The 16,614-nt window shown below is 34.5% G+C and carries 17 protein-coding genes; 16 read left to right on the top strand and 1 reads right to left on the bottom strand.

Annotated features, from left to right (window positions below; translation table 11 throughout):
- The first annotated feature begins 130 nt into the window (after nucleotides 1-130).
- The 4 genes from ACY0M5_RS03060 to pheS all read left to right on the top strand — a co-directional run bounded on the left by ACY0M5_RS03060 (nucleotide 131) and on the right by pheS (nucleotide 3,414).
- Nucleotides 131-487 (top strand): hypothetical protein, encoded by a 357-nt coding sequence (locus ACY0M5_RS03060; RefSeq protein WP_461630777.1) that lies wholly within the window; start codon nucleotides 131-133, stop codon nucleotides 485-487.
- A 37-nt stretch (nucleotides 488-524) separates the two neighbouring features.
- Nucleotides 525-1,337 (top strand): peptidylprolyl isomerase, encoded by an 813-nt coding sequence (locus ACY0M5_RS03055; RefSeq protein ID WP_461630776.1) that lies wholly within the window; start codon nucleotides 525-527, stop codon nucleotides 1,335-1,337.
- A gap of 109 nt (nucleotides 1,338-1,446) precedes the next feature.
- Nucleotides 1,447-2,271 carry a peptidylprolyl isomerase gene (locus ACY0M5_RS03050; RefSeq protein WP_124993296.1) on the top strand — a complete coding sequence of 275 codons (825 nt, stop codon included), beginning with the start codon at nucleotides 1,447-1,449 and terminating at the stop codon, nucleotides 2,269-2,271.
- A 120-nt stretch (nucleotides 2,272-2,391) separates the two neighbouring features.
- Nucleotides 2,392-3,414, top strand: a complete 1,023-nt coding sequence (gene pheS, locus ACY0M5_RS03045; protein ID WP_124993297.1) for a phenylalanine--tRNA ligase subunit alpha — start codon at nucleotides 2,392-2,394, stop codon at nucleotides 3,412-3,414.
- Between the two features lie 149 nt (nucleotides 3,415-3,563).
- Here pheS and ACY0M5_RS03040 read toward each other — a convergent pair whose 3' ends face one another.
- Nucleotides 3,564-3,983, bottom strand: a complete 420-nt coding sequence (locus ACY0M5_RS03040) for an OsmC family protein (RefSeq protein WP_124993298.1) — start codon at nucleotides 3,981-3,983, stop codon at nucleotides 3,564-3,566.
- A gap of 215 nt (nucleotides 3,984-4,198) precedes the next feature.
- Between ACY0M5_RS03040 and ACY0M5_RS03035 the strand changes: the two genes are divergently transcribed.
- The 12 genes from ACY0M5_RS03035 (at nucleotide 4,199) to ACY0M5_RS02980 (ending at nucleotide 16,584) form a co-directional block, all read left to right on the top strand.
- A complete protein-coding gene (locus ACY0M5_RS03035; RefSeq protein ID WP_461630775.1) occupies nucleotides 4,199-4,903 on the top strand; it encodes a Crp/Fnr family transcriptional regulator in 705 nt (234 codons plus the stop codon).
- A gap of 274 nt (nucleotides 4,904-5,177) precedes the next feature.
- Nucleotides 5,178-5,375, top strand: coding sequence for a hypothetical protein (locus ACY0M5_RS03030; RefSeq protein WP_461630774.1), 198 nt, complete (start codon nucleotides 5,178-5,180; stop codon nucleotides 5,373-5,375).
- A gap of 271 nt (nucleotides 5,376-5,646) precedes the next feature.
- Nucleotides 5,647-5,802, top strand: coding sequence for a TIGR04149 family rSAM-modified RiPP (locus ACY0M5_RS03025; protein WP_461630773.1), 156 nt, complete (start codon nucleotides 5,647-5,649; stop codon nucleotides 5,800-5,802).
- 87 nt (nucleotides 5,803-5,889) lie between these two features.
- Complete coding sequence (locus ACY0M5_RS03020) at nucleotides 5,890-7,044, top strand: lanthionine synthetase LanC family protein (protein WP_461630772.1); 1,155 nt, start codon at nucleotides 5,890-5,892, stop codon at nucleotides 7,042-7,044.
- A gap of 5 nt (nucleotides 7,045-7,049) precedes the next feature.
- Nucleotides 7,050-9,215: a lantibiotic dehydratase family protein gene (locus ACY0M5_RS03015; protein WP_461630771.1), complete on the top strand. Its 2,166-nt coding sequence runs from the start codon at nucleotides 7,050-7,052 to the stop codon at nucleotides 9,213-9,215.
- Nucleotides 9,196-10,074, top strand: coding sequence for a thiopeptide-type bacteriocin biosynthesis protein (locus ACY0M5_RS03010; protein WP_289530506.1), 879 nt, complete (start codon nucleotides 9,196-9,198; stop codon nucleotides 10,072-10,074). The genes ACY0M5_RS03015 and ACY0M5_RS03010 overlap by 20 nt, the downstream gene beginning before the upstream one ends.
- An 83-nt stretch (nucleotides 10,075-10,157) precedes the next feature.
- A complete protein-coding gene (locus tag ACY0M5_RS03005) occupies nucleotides 10,158-12,365 on the top strand; it encodes a peptidase domain-containing ABC transporter (RefSeq protein WP_461630770.1) in 2,208 nt (735 codons plus the stop codon).
- Nucleotides 12,366-12,419: 54 nt separating this feature from the next.
- Nucleotides 12,420-12,803: a GxxExxY protein gene (locus ACY0M5_RS03000; RefSeq protein WP_461630769.1), complete on the top strand. Its 384-nt coding sequence runs from the start codon at nucleotides 12,420-12,422 to the stop codon at nucleotides 12,801-12,803.
- Between the two features lie 33 nt (nucleotides 12,804-12,836).
- Nucleotides 12,837-14,135, top strand: coding sequence for an HlyD family secretion protein (locus ACY0M5_RS02995; protein ID WP_461630768.1), 1,299 nt, complete (start codon nucleotides 12,837-12,839; stop codon nucleotides 14,133-14,135).
- A 74-nt stretch (nucleotides 14,136-14,209) separates the two neighbouring features.
- Nucleotides 14,210-15,157, top strand: coding sequence for an ROK family protein (locus ACY0M5_RS02990; RefSeq protein ID WP_461630767.1), 948 nt, complete (start codon nucleotides 14,210-14,212; stop codon nucleotides 15,155-15,157).
- A gap of 48 nt (nucleotides 15,158-15,205) precedes the next feature.
- Nucleotides 15,206-16,195, top strand: a complete 990-nt coding sequence (locus ACY0M5_RS02985; protein ID WP_461630766.1) for a DUF3187 family protein — start codon at nucleotides 15,206-15,208, stop codon at nucleotides 16,193-16,195.
- Nucleotides 16,196-16,215: 20 nt separating this feature from the next.
- Nucleotides 16,216-16,584 carry a YccF domain-containing protein gene (locus ACY0M5_RS02980; RefSeq protein WP_156194775.1) on the top strand — a complete coding sequence of 123 codons (369 nt, stop codon included), beginning with the start codon at nucleotides 16,216-16,218 and terminating at the stop codon, nucleotides 16,582-16,584.
- Nucleotides 16,585-16,614 lie beyond the last annotated feature (30 nt).

Here is a 16,614-nt window from a genome sequence, read left to right as displayed (position 1 = left end):
AGCGATGCAAATATAGGATGGAAATATTGTATCTGCAAGAAGAATAATTAAAAAAGTGAAAATATATTTTTAAAGAGGTTCTAAAGTACTTAGAAATCTTTACTTTTAGCATTCATAAAAAATTGATACAATGGATAATAATTTGGAAAGAGACTGGAACAAACTTTTATATAAAATTTCTGAAGATTTTAATGTGGATGCAGATTTAAACGGAACATTACTGCTAATTGGGATACAGGAGCGAGGAAAAGGATTTCAGGAGAAGTATGAAAAGGATGAAAAAATGGATCACATCAATTTGGCAACATGTACCTTGTTGATGAAATGGAATTACTATCAAATTGATGGTTATGATGAAAATGATTGGCCGGTTTTCAAGAAAAATAAAATGGTTCCTCCTTTTTCTAAGGAAAAAGAAGAATTATTGCTTAAATCTTCGATAGTAGAGTACTTTAAAGGCAATGATTATTTAAAAGTTGAGAACTAAAAGCTAAATTCGGGATTTTAAAACTCAATATGCACCTATGAAAAATCTTATTTGTATTGCCATCGTTTTTCTATTTATATCCTGCCAGCAAAAATTGGAGTTGGGAAAAAAAGATAGAATTGTTCAGATTGAAACCGAGTATGGAAATTTAAAAATCCGTTTGTATGATGAAACACCGGCTCACCGGGATAATTTTGTGAAATTGGCACACGAAAAATATTTTGATGGAACTTTATTTCATCGGGTGATAGATGGATTCATGATTCAAGGTGGAGATCCGGATTCTAAAGGTGCAAAGTTGGGGCAGCGATTGGGCGAAGGAGGACCTGGATATCAAATTCCTGCAGAAATTAAAACAGGATTATTTCACAAGCGTGGAGTTATTGCTGCCGCAAGAGAAGGAGATGATGTAAATCTGGAAAAGAAATCCGCTGGATCTCAGTTTTATATTGCTCAAGGCAAGATATATACTCCAGGCGAATTGGATACTTTGCAAACGAAAATGAATGGAAGATTAAAGAGTTCTATTTTCAAAAAGGTTCAAGAACAAAAGGCTGAACTTCTTTCCAAATATCAAATGGAGGGTGAGTTGGATAAACTAACAGATGCAATTGATGGTATTAAATTGGAAGTAGACTCAATATTTAATAGTGAGAAAATTGTATTAAGTAAAGAACAAATTGAAGCGTATACTACTGTTGGTGGAATTCCTCATTTGGATGGAAACTATACTGTTTTTGGTGAAGTTATCGACGGAATGGATTTAATTGATTCGATTGCCGGTGTTGAAAAAGACAATTTTGATCGTCCGTTAAAGGACATATCAATGAAAATAAAAATCTTAAAATAGACAACATTACAAGTTGTAAATGGAAGCTTCGTAATATATTGCGAAGCTTTTTTTTGGCTTTCAAACTCTGGCTATTTATCTTAGTCCAAATTTAAAAAGATATCGTTGAATGAAATTTGGTAAGAAAGTCCTATTTGGAATTGCAATTCTGCTAATAACGAACCTGTCATTTGGACAAACCACCAACTCAATTATTTTAATAGAGACCAATATGGGCAATATTAAATTGATGTTGTACAAGGAAACTCCAAAGCACAGGCAAAATTTTCTGCAGTTAATTGAAAACGGGCATTTTGATGGAACGCTGTTTTATCGTGTAATAAAGGGGTTTGTGGCTCAGGGCGGATCGCAGGATTCCAGAAATGCGCCGGCAGGAAAAATGATAGGTTACGGCAGTTCGAACAGAACCATCGAATCAGAATTTAATCCTAAATACTTTCATAAAAAGGGGGCAATTGCTGCACCAAGAAAGCCGGATAAGGTAAATATTTTTAAGGAATCAGATATTTCTCAGTTCTATATTGCTCATGGAAGGGTGTTTACGGATGAGGAATTAACTCTCATGGAAAAAGAAGTGAATGTTCCTTTAAGAAAGCGAATCGTAAAAAGGTTTTTAACTTCGAGTAAAAGAGTTGTTTTGGATTCCTTAAAAAAAGCCGGTAAGGTGGAAGAATTTAGAGCCATTGCGAAAACAATTAAGGAGTCGATAGAATTTGAATACAATAGCTCCAAAGAGCGACTTGAATTCTCTGAGGCTCGTCGTAAAGCTTACACAACGGTCGGCGGAGTTCCGCATCTTGATGGTAATTACACTGTTTTTGGGGAAGTGATAGAAGGGCTGGATGTTTTGGATAAAATTGTAAACCTTAAAACGGATGCAAATGACCGGCCTTTTCAGGATGTTAAAATGAATGTAAAAATTCTGGAATATTAGAGATTTGAGAAATCTGTTTAAATTATTATTGATTCTTCCTGCTAAAATAGAATCGTCAGTAACAAGGAGAAAAAAGTTTTTGTAACTTTGCCGACTATCGGATTTCAAAAGATTAAAAATATGTTAGACAAAATAAAGAATTTACTTGAGGAGCTGAATGGATTTTCGGCAACTACACTAGAGGAAGTTGAACAATTTAGAATCAAACACCTTAGTAAGAAAGGTAGTATTGCTGTTTTGTTTGCAGATTTTAAGGATGTTCCAAACGATCAGAAAAAGGCTGTTGGTCAAGCGCTTAATGAGTTGAAGACAACTGCATTGGATAAAGTAAATTCTCTTAAAGATAGTTTCACCAATCTTGATTTTGGAAAATCAGGTTTGGATTTGACTTTATCGGGTGATCCGGTTAAGTTGGGCTCGCGCCATCCACTTTCTTTAGTGAAAAATGAAATCACAGAGATCTTCTCCCGATTGGGATTTACAATTTCCGAAGGTCCGGAGATTGAAGATGACTGGCATAACTTTTCAGCTTTAAATTTCCCGGAAGAACATCCTGCCCGCGATATGCAGGATACTTTCTTCATCGAGAAAAATCCGGATGTTATTTTACGTACTCATACTTCTTCTGTGCAGGCTCATGATATGTCTGAAATGGAATTGCCGATTCGTTGTTTAACGCCGGGTCGTGTTTTCCGTAACGAAGCTATTTCTGCACGTGCTCATTGTATTTTCCATCAAATTGAATGTTTGTATATCGACGAGAACGTTTCGTTTGCAGATTTAAAACAAACACTGACTTATTTTGCCAAAGAATTTTTTGGAGAGAAAACTGAAATCAGATTACGACCATCCTATTTCCCGTTTACCGAGCCATCGGCCGAGGTTGATGTTACGTGTTCACTTTGTGGCGGAAAGGGCTGTAATGTGTGCAAAGGAACTGGTTGGTTAGAAATTTTGGGTTGCGGTATGGTTGATCCAAATGTTTTGGAATTAAACGGAATCGATAATAAAAAATACACAGGCTTTGCCTTGGGAATGGGAATCGAAAGAATCACCATGCTGAAATACGGTATTAAAGATCTTCGTTTGTTCTTCGAGAACGACATTCGTTTCCTTGAGCAATTTTCGGCTGCAGGATTCTAGAAAAAACAGGAGATTTTAGATGTGTTAATCTTACACGATAAAAACAAAAAAGTGCCTTTCCTTGCGGGAGGCACTTTTTTTATTTTGTGGACTGTTTGACTTTTCCACTATTGGACTCTTAGAGTATTCTAGATTTTTCAAGACTTTTTTTACTCTTCATGATATATAATCTCTGATGTAACAGGAATCACCTGCTTGTACAAAGCACTTACCCCACATTGCGATTCTTCGGATATTTTAACGGCCCGCTCCAATTTTTTACGGGGAAGATCCTTGCCAAAGAATTCGTAAGTAATGTGCATGTTTTTATAGTAGGTGGGCTGAGTTTCGGTTAGCTCTCCTTCTACTAATACTTTAATATCCCGGATGTCAAGCCTCATTTTTTTCACAATTAACGCCGTGTCAATGCCCGTACATCCCGCCAAAGCGGTCAGCATTAGCTTCTTTGGACGGAAGCCTTTGTCATCACCGCCAACTTCGGTGCCGGCGTCAGTAATCATTTTATGACCATCCATATTGGTTTCGTAGGCGAGGTTTCCCAGCCACGATAATTCTACTTTGTGTTTCATAATTGCTGTGTATTTAGTCTTTTTACCTTTTGGATAAGTAAAACTTAAATTTGTATATTTGACCTGATTACAAATTGAAAGTGATTTGTAATAAAAGTAGGAAAAAACCCTTCGAAACAAATAATTTTTTTAATGAGTTTGTCAGGTGTTGAAGTTTTACACAAGGAATTATTATTGAATTAGTAGTATTGATTTCAGTTTAATATGATTTTTTAATGAAGCAGAATCCAATTCTTCCAAATTGCAATCAATTAGCCGATAAATTCGGTGAAAAATTTCAAAATTTGAAGGTAGAAGATATGAATCTTTTATTTTGGGGTGAAGATGTTCATTTCTATAAAAGAGGCAGTATTATTTATTCTGAGGGCGATTCCGCGAAAGGATGCTACTTTCTTTTTTCGGGTGTTTTAAAAGTATTTAAAACAGGTTTGGAAGGGAAAGAGCAAATCATTCGTTTTGCGAAGCCTGGCGACTTAATTGGTTTTCGATCTGTTCTTAGTCAGGAGCGGGCATGCACTTCTGCTAAAGTAATTGAAGATGCTACCGTTTGTTTCATCCCTGGTAAGGTTTTAACCAAACTGATTCAAGAGAATTCTAATTTTGCAATGGAATTAATTCAGCTCACATGCAGAGAATTGGATGAAGCAAATGATTACATCACTGATATTGCTCAAAAAACAGTACGGGAACGCTTAGCAGAGATTTTAATTCAATTGGAGACAGCTTTTGGATTGACCGAGGATGGTACGCTTAAAATTGCTCTTACGCGCGAAGAACTGGCCAATATGGTAGGAACAGCCACCGAATCGGTGATACGTTTACTGTCCGAATTTAAATCCGATCAGTTAATAGAATTAAACGGACGAAAAATAAAAATACTAAATACCAAAGCACTTAAAAAAGTCGGCGGAATTTTGTAATCCCTGTCTGCAATAATATTTCAACCCCATCAGGTTCGTCCGGATGGGGTTTTTTGTAATAATTTTTGAAAATTATTCTTAGAGATTTGGAATTTATAAGGTTTTAATATTAATAAACCAAGATACTTTTATTGTAAATTAAGATTTTAAGCTTATTATAATAGATAAATTATTTTATGGATAAATCTATTTAACTTATTTTAACATTTACAAGGGTTACCTTTTCTCTTTTTGCGGAATTAAGAAATATAGTAATGAACCAAATCATAGCGAAATGAATATTACCCAAAACCAGGAGTTGATAGAGAGAGTTATTAAGCTCGCCGATAGAAAAGCAACAGGAAGCCCCAGCGAACTATCTCATAAACTTGGGGTTTCACAGCGGAACCTGTATCGGATTTTAGATTGCATAAAGGATTTAGATGTTACTATTTCCTATTCAAGAACGTTACAAAGCTATATTTTGGAATAATTATAAATTAACAGTATTTTCCGAAAAATGTAAATATTAATAGCTCCCTGCCATTTTTGGCAGGGAGCTTCTTTAATTTGGTGCTGGTTAAATTAATAATGCGCATTATTAATTAAGTCGTTCCGGAATAAGTAAACAAATATCCGTTCTCACCTGGAACGACTCTGGTAGTTAGGCTACATTTTACAAGAGCAAAACTACCTAAACGAGATGACCTGTGCAATTGGCACTTGTGCGGGGAATGGAGCTATGCTAATTTATTCTTTTAGTTATGAAAAAAGCGAAAAAATTAGAATTAGGAAAAAAATCTATTGCAAACTTAAGTAAGCCAGAGATGAAAGGTGTAAAAGGTGGTGCCACCATGAGACACATTTGTACTGCCATGAGCTTGACAGTAAAATGTGATGAACATACTGTTTTGCAGTAAAATAAATAATTTTGTTACTATTTATGGGGGCAGATATATATTATCTGCCTTTAATTTTCTAAAAAAAATGGAAAAATTAAGCAACTAATGAAACATATTATTTCCTGTAAAATTGAATTAATATGTGAACATCTCGTACTATTAAATCATGAACCAGCAGATAATTCTTTACATGGAGGGAGAATTGGGAATGCTTTATTTTTATTGTATGCGAGTCGATATTTGAAGGATAATCGTATCGAAGTTCTAGGATTAAATATTGTGAAGGATGTAATTCAGTATTTGCAAGAGGAACCTATGAATCTTGGTTTTTCTGAAGGCTTGACAGGTGTGTTATGGTCAATAAAACACCTTATTAGAACTAATTTCTTATCCACTGAATATAAAAATGTGTATAAAGGTATTGAGGATGAAATTTATAATTTAACTCTTGATTTTATTGATTTGAATAAATTGGATTTATTGCATGGAGCTTTAGGAAATATTTATTATTTATCTTATGATTTGGAGAATAATCCAGAAAATGAAAAATTTATAAATGGAATAATTCAAGCACTTAAAACGAAAGTTTATTCTTATGGAGGAAAAATGCATTGGCAAGATTACAATAGAGATTTCTTCGATTTTGGAGTTGCTCATGGTATTTGTGGTTTACTTCTTATTTGTAACAGACTTGCTGGTAACTTAAAATATCATGATTGTTTACAGAGTTTAATTTCAGACATAACAACTTTGATAATGAGTGATCTGGGGCATAAAAGTTTGTTGGATGATATCCCAATTGGTATAAATAATGAGAAGAATATTTATGGTAGTCGATACATTTGGTGTAATGGTTCTGTGGGAATTTTATATGCATTATCACAAACGTTAATAACCGGAAACGAAAATAAAGATGTAATTCAACGATTAGCAAATATTTTTTCTGATGTTAGAGATTCAAAAAAACATGGAATTATTGATGCTAGTTTATGCCATGGAACGGCTGGTAATATGCAAATATCTTACCGTTTGTTCAAAAAATATGGTGATATAAGATTTATTAAAGCTAGAGATTATTGGTTGCAGAAAATGATAAGCGAGGCAAAATTTGTAGATGGAATTGCTGGTTTTAAAACTTGGAATGGTTTTGGAATGGAGTGCGATACTTCATTTTTAACAGGAATTTCGGGAATAGGTTTAGCTATGTTGTCATATTTGGATGAGAATTTAAGTGTTTGGGATGATGCTTTTTTAATATAATATTTATGGATATAAGTGCTTTTAATAAATTTATTGTAAGAACTCCTATTTTTCCGGTTAAAAATATTGATAAACGAGACTATTCAGATCTCTTTAAAGAAGGTTTATTCCTTTCGTCTCAGGATTTTTATGAAATATACAGTAAGGAAGCTGATATTTCAGAGAGACAATCACTTGTTTTAGAGAAGTTTTGGAGAAGATCTTGTTTTAGATGTACTCCTTTTGGTTTATTTGCTGGATGTTCTATCGGAAAATTTGGGGAAAAGAATAATTTTTTTTTGAAAAGAAGAAATGAATACATAAGAAAATCAAGATTGGATATGGGGTGTCTTGGAATGATTTGTGAATACGTGAAATCATTACCAGATATTTATCAAAGCACAAAATATTATGCAAATACTAGTTTGTATGAGTTACATGATAAATTTAGATACATTGAGTATTTGATAAATAGTAATCTTGTTAGAACTTATGAACTGGTATCTGTAGATTATTCAACCCATCTTAAAGAAATATTGAATTTTGCTACAAAAGGTATAAAGTATGATGCTTTAGTGGAATATCTTGTAGCCAATAATTATTCAAATGAAATTTCTAAAAACTTCATAAATGAATTAATTAATTCTCAAATATTAGTTAGCGAGATTGATTTGCAAATAACAGGTGCTGATCCTTTAGATAGATTAATAGAAATATTAAAACCTATTAATTGTGAAACATCAATAATTAATTCGTTGCAAATAATTAAGAAATCAATTCAGTCACTTGATGATAATCATTATGAGACTAATATGGATCTGTATAAATTAATTCGACAGGAATTAGCTTATCTATTACCTCGAAAGGAATTGAAGAATTTTTTACAGGTTGATCTCTATAAACCCACAGATAATTGTATTATGTCTAGGGAAATATTAGAGAGTGTTAAAAAAGGAATTGAGGTTCTAAACTGGATGAATTCTTTTAAGGATGAACGAATTAGTCGCTTAGAGCAATTTAAGTCACAATTTATAAGCCGATTTGGCGATAAAGAAATACCCTTAATGCACGCCTTGGATGTTGATTGCGGCATAGGATATAATCAATTTATAAATAGTCAATCTGATGACTCCGAATTGATTGAAGGTTTGGTTGTTGAATATGAAGAGATCAATAATTGTGTCTTAACAGCACGAGAACTATTTTTATTAAAAAGGTTGAATAAGGCCTTTTTACAAGGAGAAAATGCAATCGAATTAACAGATATAGATTTTTTGGATTTGAATAAATCCGAAGTAAATATTCCAATTACTTTTTCTGCATTCATTGAATTAACACAGCAAAATAATCATGACCCAAAAATACATATTTCGTATGTAGGTGGCTCTAGCGCTACAAATTTTATTGGTCGATTTGGATCAACAAATGAGGAGATAAAGGATTTTATTGAAGAGATCTGTATAAAAGAATCAAAGCTTATTGGTCAGAATAAATTAATTGCTGAAATCGTTTTTATACCTGACTCAAGAGTGGGGAATGTATTGTTTAGACCTGGTTTACGGAAATTTGAAATCCCTTTTATGGCCAATTCAAGCCAGGATTTAGATCATCAAATTTTTGTCAGTGATTTGATACTAAAAGTTAAAAATGGTAATATAGTATTATATTCACAAAAGCTAAAAAAAGAGATAATTCCAAGGCTTAGTTGCGCTCATAATTATAATTACAAAACACTTCATGTGTACCAATTTTTGTGTGATCTACAACACCAAAATGTAAAACCGAATTTGAGTTTTAATTGGGGAAATATTGAGAATTTAGTTTCTTATTTGCCAAGAGTTTGTTATGACAATTTAATATTCTCACCTGCTATGTGGATTGTTACTCAAGACGAGACTACTAATGCTAAATGGGATAGTGATGATAAATACTTTGAACATATTGTCAATTTCTTTAAACTACCATCAAAGGTTATAATGGAGGAAGGTGATCAAAAGCTTCTATTAGATTTTGATAACGAACTCTGTAGAAAGATTTTTCTAGATGCATTACAAAAAGGTAGCTTTGTTAAGCTTACTGAGTTTTTCGAGGATGATGGTATTGTAAAGGGACCGGAAGGTTACTATCAAAGCGAGTTTATTGTAACATTCTATAATAATAAATACTCTTCAAATGTCAAAAAAGATTATTGATAGTTACCTGCCTTGTGATACATGGTTGTATTATAAAATATATTGTGGAATAAAAATAGCAGATGAAATACTGGTTAGTAATGTTCATTTCTTATGTAAGGAATTAATTGAAAGTAAATCAATAAAAAGTTTTTTTTTTATTAGGTATTGTGATCCCAAACCACATTTACGATTGAGGTTACTTATAACCTCTATGGAACATTTATATGAAATTGTATCTCGAGTTAACTATCACTTTAAACCTTTCATTCAGGAAAATTTGATTGGAGGATTGCAAATTGATAGTTATAAAAGAGAATTAGAAAGATATAATATTGACTCAATACAAAATTCAGAAAAGATATTTTGCCTGGAGAGTAAGATGTTATTGGAATACTTATTACACGAAAAGCAGTATGATGATAGGTTGTATTTTGTGATTTCGTTGGTCGATTTTTATCTTACGAAAGTAAATTTAAGTATTGAAGGTAAAAAGCAATTTGCAGAGAAAATGAAGTGTTATTACAGTAAGGAATTTTCTGTTGATAGTTTTTTCAAACGAAATCTTGAAGCTAAATATAGGGTAAAAAGAACCCAAATAGATAAGTATTTATTTTCTCAAGAGGATACAATTATTTCAAAATTAATTCAAGAATACAGTTCTGCCATGGAATATAATTTAAATGCAATAAAGGAAACGCCTTCGGTTAATATTGAGTATTTGCATTATATAATTCAAAGCCATATCCATATGCTTGTTAATAGAGCTTTTAGAGGTAATCAACGGCTTTTTGAACTGATTGTGTATGATTTTATGATCCGATCTTATAAATCTAAAATCGCTAGATTAAAATGTATGAATGCGGACAATGATAGATAGTTCAATATTTAACGGTACGATTTAAGCTAAATTTTCCCTATTTTTAGCTTGACTATAATAAATTTACTAACTACCATTCTGCCTTGAAGAAAAAATTTCCCCATTTCCGCCAATTGGATGCCATGGATTGTGGCCCGACTTGCTTGCGCATGATAGCCTCACATTTTGGTAAAAACTTCAGTCTGCAGTCTTTACGAGATAAATCACACATTACCCGCGAGGGAGTTTCTATGCTGGGCATTGCCGATGCAGCTGAAAGTATTGGTTTGCGAACTATGGGCGTGCGCATTAGTTACGAACAGTTACAGGATGATGCTACCCTTCCGGCTATTTGCCATTGGGGGCAAAATCATTTTGTGGTGGTGCACAAAATCGAGGTAAAAAAGAAGACAACTACTGTTCATGTTGCTGATCCGGCATCTGGATTGCTAAAATTTACCAAAGAGGAATTTATTAAGTCGTGGGCAAGTACACAAAGTCAGGGGGAACTGAAAGGCCTGTGTTTGTTGGTGGAAACTACACCCGATTTTTACGCTCAGGGCGACGAGGATATTTCCAACAAAAAAAGTATTGGTTTCCTGTTAAAATATCTAAGGCCGTACCATAAGTTTTTGGTGCAATTGGCACTGGGAATGTTGTTTGGGAGTATGCTGCAACTGATTTTTCCATTCCTTACCCAATCCATAGTCGATGTAGGTATCAATACGCAAAACCTGAGTTTCATCTATTTGGTACTGATTGCCCAATTGGTACTGTTTATTTCCCGAATGTCGGTGGAATTCATCCGAAGCTGGATACTTTTGCACATCTCAACACGAATAAACATCTCATTAATATCCGACTTTTTAATCAAGTTAATGAAATTGCCCATTGGCTTTTTCGATATTAAAATGATCGGTGATTTATTGCAGCGGATACAGGATCATACCCGAATCGAAAGTTTCCTGACATCATCAACCTTAAGCATCCTGTTTTCGATGGTCAATCTGGTGATTTTTGGAATTGTTTTAGCCATTTACGACATGCAAATCTTTTTTGTTTTTGTAATTGGATCGGTTTTGTATCTAATATGGGTGAATCTTTTTCTGCGAAAGCGCCGAGAATTGGATGGGAAACGATTCGCTCAGTTATCGAACAATCAGAATTCATTGGTTCAGTTAATTACCGGAATGCAGGAAATTAAGCTGAACAACTGTGAGAAACAAAAGCGTTGGGAGTGGGAGCAAATACAGGCTGAATTGTTTAAGGTGAGAACCAAAGGTTTGGCTTTGAATCAGTATCAGGTATCAGGTTCCATTTTCTTCAACGAAACAAAAAATATCATTATCACCTTTTTGGCGGCCAAATCGGTACTCGATGGAGGCATGACTTTGGGTATGATGTTGGCAGTGTCTTACATCATCGGTCAATTGAATTCCCCGCTCGACAATCTGGTTCAGTTCATTCATTCGTGGCAGGATGCTAAAATTTCTCTCGAGCGATTGGGTGAGATTCACGAGATGAAAGAGGAAGAAATGCCAAATGAGGATCGTTTAATTGATATTCCAGAAGAAAAGGCCATAGATATTGAAAAAGTATTCTTTCAGTACGAAGGCCCGCATTCCGAAATGGTTTTGGATGACGTTAATTTGAAGATAGAAGATGGAAAAACGACCGCAATTGTAGGTGCATCGGGTAGCGGAAAAACGACTTTAATTAAGCTGATGCTGGGATTTTATCCCACTACAAAAGGACGAATTTCCTTGGGTGGAGTTACTCTCGAAAATTACAGTTCAGCCATGTGGCGGCAAAATTGCGGAGTGGTGATGCAGGATGGGTTTATCTTTTCGGATACCATCGCCAAAAATATTGCAGTTGGTGATGAGTTCATCGATAAAAAGAGATTGTTGTATGCGGTTCAGGTTGCCTGCATCGACCTATTTATTGAAAGTTTGCCATTGCGCTACAACACACGGATTGGCGCCAACGGTCATGGTTTAAGTCAAGGGCAAAAGCAACGTATTTTGATTGCTAGAGCCGTGTATAAAAATCCTAAATTTTTATTTTTCGATGAGGCAACTAATGCCTTGGATGCGAACAACGAAAAGGCAATCATGAACAATTTGGAGGAATTCAATAAGGGAAGAACTGTGGTTGTTGTGGCTCATCGCTTAAGTACAGTTCGTAGTGCCGATAAAATAATTGTTCTGGATAAAGGAAAGATTGTTGAGGAAGGAACTCATTCTGATTTAACAAAATTGAAGGGAGCTTATTATCAGTTGGTTAAGAACCAATTGGAGCTAGGAAATTAATTGACGCGGATAAATATGATATTTATGATTTACACTGATTTTCATTAAAAAGAAATGAATTATAAACATTCTGAAATAACGGGACTTATCTTAAAAGCATTTTTTAATGTTTACAATGAGTTGGGTTATGGTTTTTTAGAAAAAGTTTATGAGCGGGCAATGGTACTAGAACTAAAACACCTTGACTTGGAAGTGGGAGAGCAAAAGAGAATTACAGTTTTTTATAAGGATGAAAAGGTAGGTGATTATTTTGCTGATCTGATTGTTAATGACCAAGTAATTATTGAACTAAAAGCAGTGGAAAGAATTGCACCAGAGCATGAGGTTCAGCTAGTAAATTATTTAAAAGCGACTAATATTGAGGTGGGCTTACTTCTTAATTTTGGTGCAAAACCACAATATAAAAGAAAAGTGTTCACAAAAAATTATCATATTTAATCATATTTTTCAGCGCAATCCGCGTCTAGTCTTATGGAGAAGGATACAAACATAGAATTACGGTCAGATGAAGTTAAGGAGATTTTGCAGCGAATGCCCAATTGGATCATTCGAAGCGGGACAACTCTTTTCTTTGTGGTTATTTTTGCTCTGCTGATTGGCAGTTGGTTCTTTCGTTATCCGGATATTATTCATTCCAAATTGGTTCTTACTACCTTAAATCCGCCTGCCGAATTGGTTGCCCGATCATCCGGACAGATTCAAAATCTGTATGTTGAAGATAATCAGGAAGTGAAAAAGGGAGAACTTTTGGCCATTATCGAAAATCCTGCGGTTAATGATGATGTGTTCGTTTTAAAAACAAAAATGAATGAGTTTCATGAACACCTTACGGGTGTGGATGGCATTAAATCTAATTTGTTGGAAGGTAATTTTCGTTTGGGGGAAATTCAATCGTATTACAATGGGTTTTTAAAATCATATGCTGATTATCAGCGTTTTTTTGATTTGGATTATTACGATCGAAAAATAGAATCTTACAAGGATAAAATCAGTAAATACAATTTATATTACGAGCGGCAGTACCAGCAAAAAGTGATTTCTGAAAGTGAATTAGCGATATCAAAAAAGCAATTTCTTCGCGATTCATCTCTATTTGACCGGGGTGTAATTTCGCAGTCCGATTTCCAAAATGCACGTAAAAAATATCTGGAACAGAGCTATGCTTTTCAGGGCACGCGTTCTTCACTTGCTTCTACTCAGATTAGTATTTCTGAAGTGGATCAGCAAATTATCGATTTAGAGTTAAATAAAGAAAGAGAGCGAAAGGAATTACAGAATCTGCTTATTCAATCATTCGATAACCTAAAGGCTCAAATAAACATTTGGGAACAAAAGTATGTCCTCATAACGCCTATTGATGGAAAGGTTAGTTTCAACAGGTTTTACAGTTCCAATCAAAATGTTAAGACTGGAGAAAGGGTTTTCACTGTTTTGCCTTCAGATTCAACTAAAATTATAGCCAGAGTTGAATTAGGAGTGCAGGGAGCAGGCAAGGTTAAAATAGGACAACGGGTGAATATAAAACTTGATAATTATCCTTATCTTGAATACGGGATGTTGGAAGGTATCATTCGGTCCATATCAAAAGTTCCGGAGGATCAGAAATACAGCCTGGATGTGGATTTTCCTAAAGGCTTGGTTACCAATTATGGAATTGAGTTGGATTTTGCACAGCAGATTGAAGGTCAGGCTGAAATAATTACAGAAGATCTTCGCCTGTTACAACGTATTTTTAATCCGATTCGATCATTAATTAAAGACCGTTTGTAACTTACTAAAGAATATTGATTCGGTACGGATTGGTTTCTTCCCATGCAATAAATTTTGATACAAAAACAATTGATATGCAAAAGCTGGCTGTTGGGATAGATATTGGCGGAACAAATACGGTTTTTGGTTTGGTCGATAGAAAAGGAAATATTCTTGCTGAGGATTTCATTTTCACAAAGAAATATTTGGTTTTTCAAGCATTTATAGATGAATTATGTGATAGAATTCAGTCTCTTGCTGAGAAATTGAATTGTGAGTTGGTAGGTATTGGAGTAGGTGCTCCAAATGCAAATTATTTGGATCAATGCATTCAGGATGCCTCGAACCTGCCGTGGAAAGGGAAGTTTGAACTGGGTAAACTTTTGAGTCAAAAAATTAGAGTTCCTGTTTTTGTTACAAATGATGCCAATGCATCTGCCATGGCAGAGATGTTGTTTGGAGGTGCTGTTGGTATGAAAAACTTTATGGTTTTAACATTAGGAACAGGATTAGGATCGGGTATCGTTGTTAACGGGGAATTGGTGCATGGCCATTCTGGTTTGGCCGGTGAGATGGGACATATGATTGTGCGTCCTGAAGGTCGGCATTGTGGTTGCGGAAGATTGGGTTGTCTGGAGACTTATGTATCTGCAACAGGAATTAAGAGAACTGTGAGTAAATTATTCGCAAAATTTTCTTATTCAAGTGAATTGAGAAATATTCCCTTCAATAGAATGAGTGCCAGAAGATTAGCTGCGGAAGCTTATTCTGGGGATCAAATTGCAATTGAAGCCTTTGAGTTTACGGGTAAAATTCTTGGAATTGCTTTGGCGAATGTAATTGCTTTGAACAATCCGGAAGCCATATTTTTGTCTGGAGGATTATCTAAAGCCGGCAATTTAATTTTAAAACCGACACAATACCATATGGAACAGAATTTATTATCTGTTTTTCAAGAAAAAACGCAGTTAAAGCTGTCTACTGTTGAAGGAAATTCCGGTGTACTGGGATCAGCAGCACTCGTATGGAAAGTTGTTGAATAATTTGTAGATTTGACCCAGTTGATCAAATTAATCAGGCCGGGAATATTCATGAGAAGCTTAGCAGTATTTTTTTTTGAAATTGTTTTACTTACTAATTGCGCTCTTGGTCAGAAATTGGTGAAACCTTTTCAAACTCATAACCAAAGCCCTTTGGTTCATTTTTTCGGGATTCCAACCAACCCGGGAGGCTCAATTCTTGAGAAAAATTCTTTTTGGTTCGGTAACTATTTTAGTATTGCTAATAATGCTACAAGTGGTAAAATCAATGAAGAAGCCATATACTTGGATGGAGAGATGTATAGAAATGAACTATTTCTAAGTTACGGTCTGCTTTCTAAACTGGAAGTTGGTATCGTTATTCCGGTAGTTAAGCATTCGAGTGGAGTTATGGATTCTTTTATTAGTAATTGGCACGATGCGTTTAACTTACCTGGGAAATCAAGGGACGTTATGCCAGCATACAATTTAAATTACTTTTTCATGGAAGAAGAGGAAATCGTTTTCGAAATGAATGAAAGTAAACTTAGTTTTGGTGATATTAGTTTTTCTATGGGAACACCCATTATACAAAGTCCAAACCACGATCTCTCTTTTCGCACTTTCGTGAAGATACCAACCGGAAATAAAACAAATTTAGTGGGTAGTGGAACCAGTGATTTTGGATTCCAAATAACAGGAATGCTTAATTCAACCCCTGAAAGGAAACAGTTTTCCTTTTACTATTCAGGAGGTTATTTAAGGATTGGCAAAGGAGCATTACTGGAAAACAAAGTAACCCGCAATGTTGGTTTTGGAAGTTTTGGTCTCGCCTTTAATGTGAATAATAATTGGTATTTAAAGTCTCAACTCGATTTTCATACAAGTTTGTATGAAAAATCATATACTAAACAATTGGGAAAAGCATCTGCACAATTAGTTCTCGGACTGGATTATTTTGTTGCAAAAGATGTAGCTGTTTCGCTTGCCTTTGTTGAGGATATCATTGTTAATACAGCACCTGATTTTGTTCTTCAGGTGGGAGTATCATATCAGTTTTAATATTTATAAAGCAAATATTTATGAGTTTAATTGGCAATATTATTTGGATAATTTTCGGAGGAATATTCATTTTCTTAGAATATATTATCAGTGGTTTACTAATGTGCTTAACGATTGTTGGAATACCATTTGGACTGAAAATCATACAGTTATCTGTGTTGGGATTGGCTCCATTCGGGCAAAAGGTGGTGTATAACGAGCATGCTGGGGGATGCTTAAGTATTCTTTTAAATGTAATCTGGATTTTTATCGGAGGATTGTGGATTGCTCTAACTCATTTGTTATTTGCGCTGTTATTTGCCATTACAATAATTGGGATTCCATTTGCAGTTCAGCATGTTAAGTTAGCAGGTTTTGCATTAACTCCATTTGGAAAAAGTATTCGGTAGTGTCTGCTAAAAATACAAACGCTTATAAAA

Origin of the sequence: Labilibaculum euxinicum (genome assembly GCF_963678175.1) — a bacterium.
Taxonomy (GTDB): Bacteria; Bacteroidota; Bacteroidia; order Bacteroidales; family Marinifilaceae; genus Labilibaculum; species Labilibaculum euxinus.
Note: the sequence above shows the minus strand (reverse complement) of the source record. Positions and strands in the feature narration are given on the sequence as shown.

Excerpts from the sequence above, each read along its gene's own strand:
- ACY0M5_RS03060 (WP_461630777.1), top strand. The coding sequence starts at position 131 with ATGGATAATAATTTGGAAAGAGACTGGAACAAACTTTTATATAAAATT.
- ACY0M5_RS03055 (WP_461630776.1), top strand. The coding sequence starts at position 525 with ATGAAAAATCTTATTTGTATTGCCATCGTTTTTCTATTTATATCCTGC.
- ACY0M5_RS03050 (WP_124993296.1), top strand. The coding sequence starts at position 1,447 with ATGAAATTTGGTAAGAAAGTCCTATTTGGAATTGCAATTCTGCTAATA.
- pheS (WP_124993297.1), top strand. The coding sequence starts at position 2,392 with ATGTTAGACAAAATAAAGAATTTACTTGAGGAGCTGAATGGATTTTCG.
- ACY0M5_RS03040 (WP_124993298.1), bottom strand. The coding sequence starts at position 3,983 with ATGAAACACAAAGTAGAATTATCGTGGCTGGGAAACCTCGCCTACGAA.
- ACY0M5_RS03035 (WP_461630775.1), top strand. The coding sequence starts at position 4,199 with ATGAAGCAGAATCCAATTCTTCCAAATTGCAATCAATTAGCCGATAAA.
- ACY0M5_RS03030 (WP_461630774.1), top strand. The coding sequence starts at position 5,178 with ATGAATATTACCCAAAACCAGGAGTTGATAGAGAGAGTTATTAAGCTC.
- ACY0M5_RS03025 (WP_461630773.1), top strand. The coding sequence starts at position 5,647 with ATGAAAAAAGCGAAAAAATTAGAATTAGGAAAAAAATCTATTGCAAAC.
- ACY0M5_RS03020 (WP_461630772.1), top strand. The coding sequence starts at position 5,890 with ATGAAACATATTATTTCCTGTAAAATTGAATTAATATGTGAACATCTC.
- ACY0M5_RS03015 (WP_461630771.1), top strand. The coding sequence starts at position 7,050 with ATGGATATAAGTGCTTTTAATAAATTTATTGTAAGAACTCCTATTTTT.
- ACY0M5_RS03010 (WP_289530506.1), top strand. The coding sequence starts at position 9,196 with ATGTCAAAAAAGATTATTGATAGTTACCTGCCTTGTGATACATGGTTG.
- ACY0M5_RS03000 (WP_461630769.1), top strand. The coding sequence starts at position 12,420 with ATGAATTATAAACATTCTGAAATAACGGGACTTATCTTAAAAGCATTT.
- ACY0M5_RS02995 (WP_461630768.1), top strand. The coding sequence starts at position 12,837 with ATGGAGAAGGATACAAACATAGAATTACGGTCAGATGAAGTTAAGGAG.
- ACY0M5_RS02990 (WP_461630767.1), top strand. The coding sequence starts at position 14,210 with ATGCAAAAGCTGGCTGTTGGGATAGATATTGGCGGAACAAATACGGTT.
- ACY0M5_RS02985 (WP_461630766.1), top strand. The coding sequence starts at position 15,206 with ATGAGAAGCTTAGCAGTATTTTTTTTTGAAATTGTTTTACTTACTAAT.
- ACY0M5_RS02980 (WP_156194775.1), top strand. The coding sequence starts at position 16,216 with ATGAGTTTAATTGGCAATATTATTTGGATAATTTTCGGAGGAATATTC.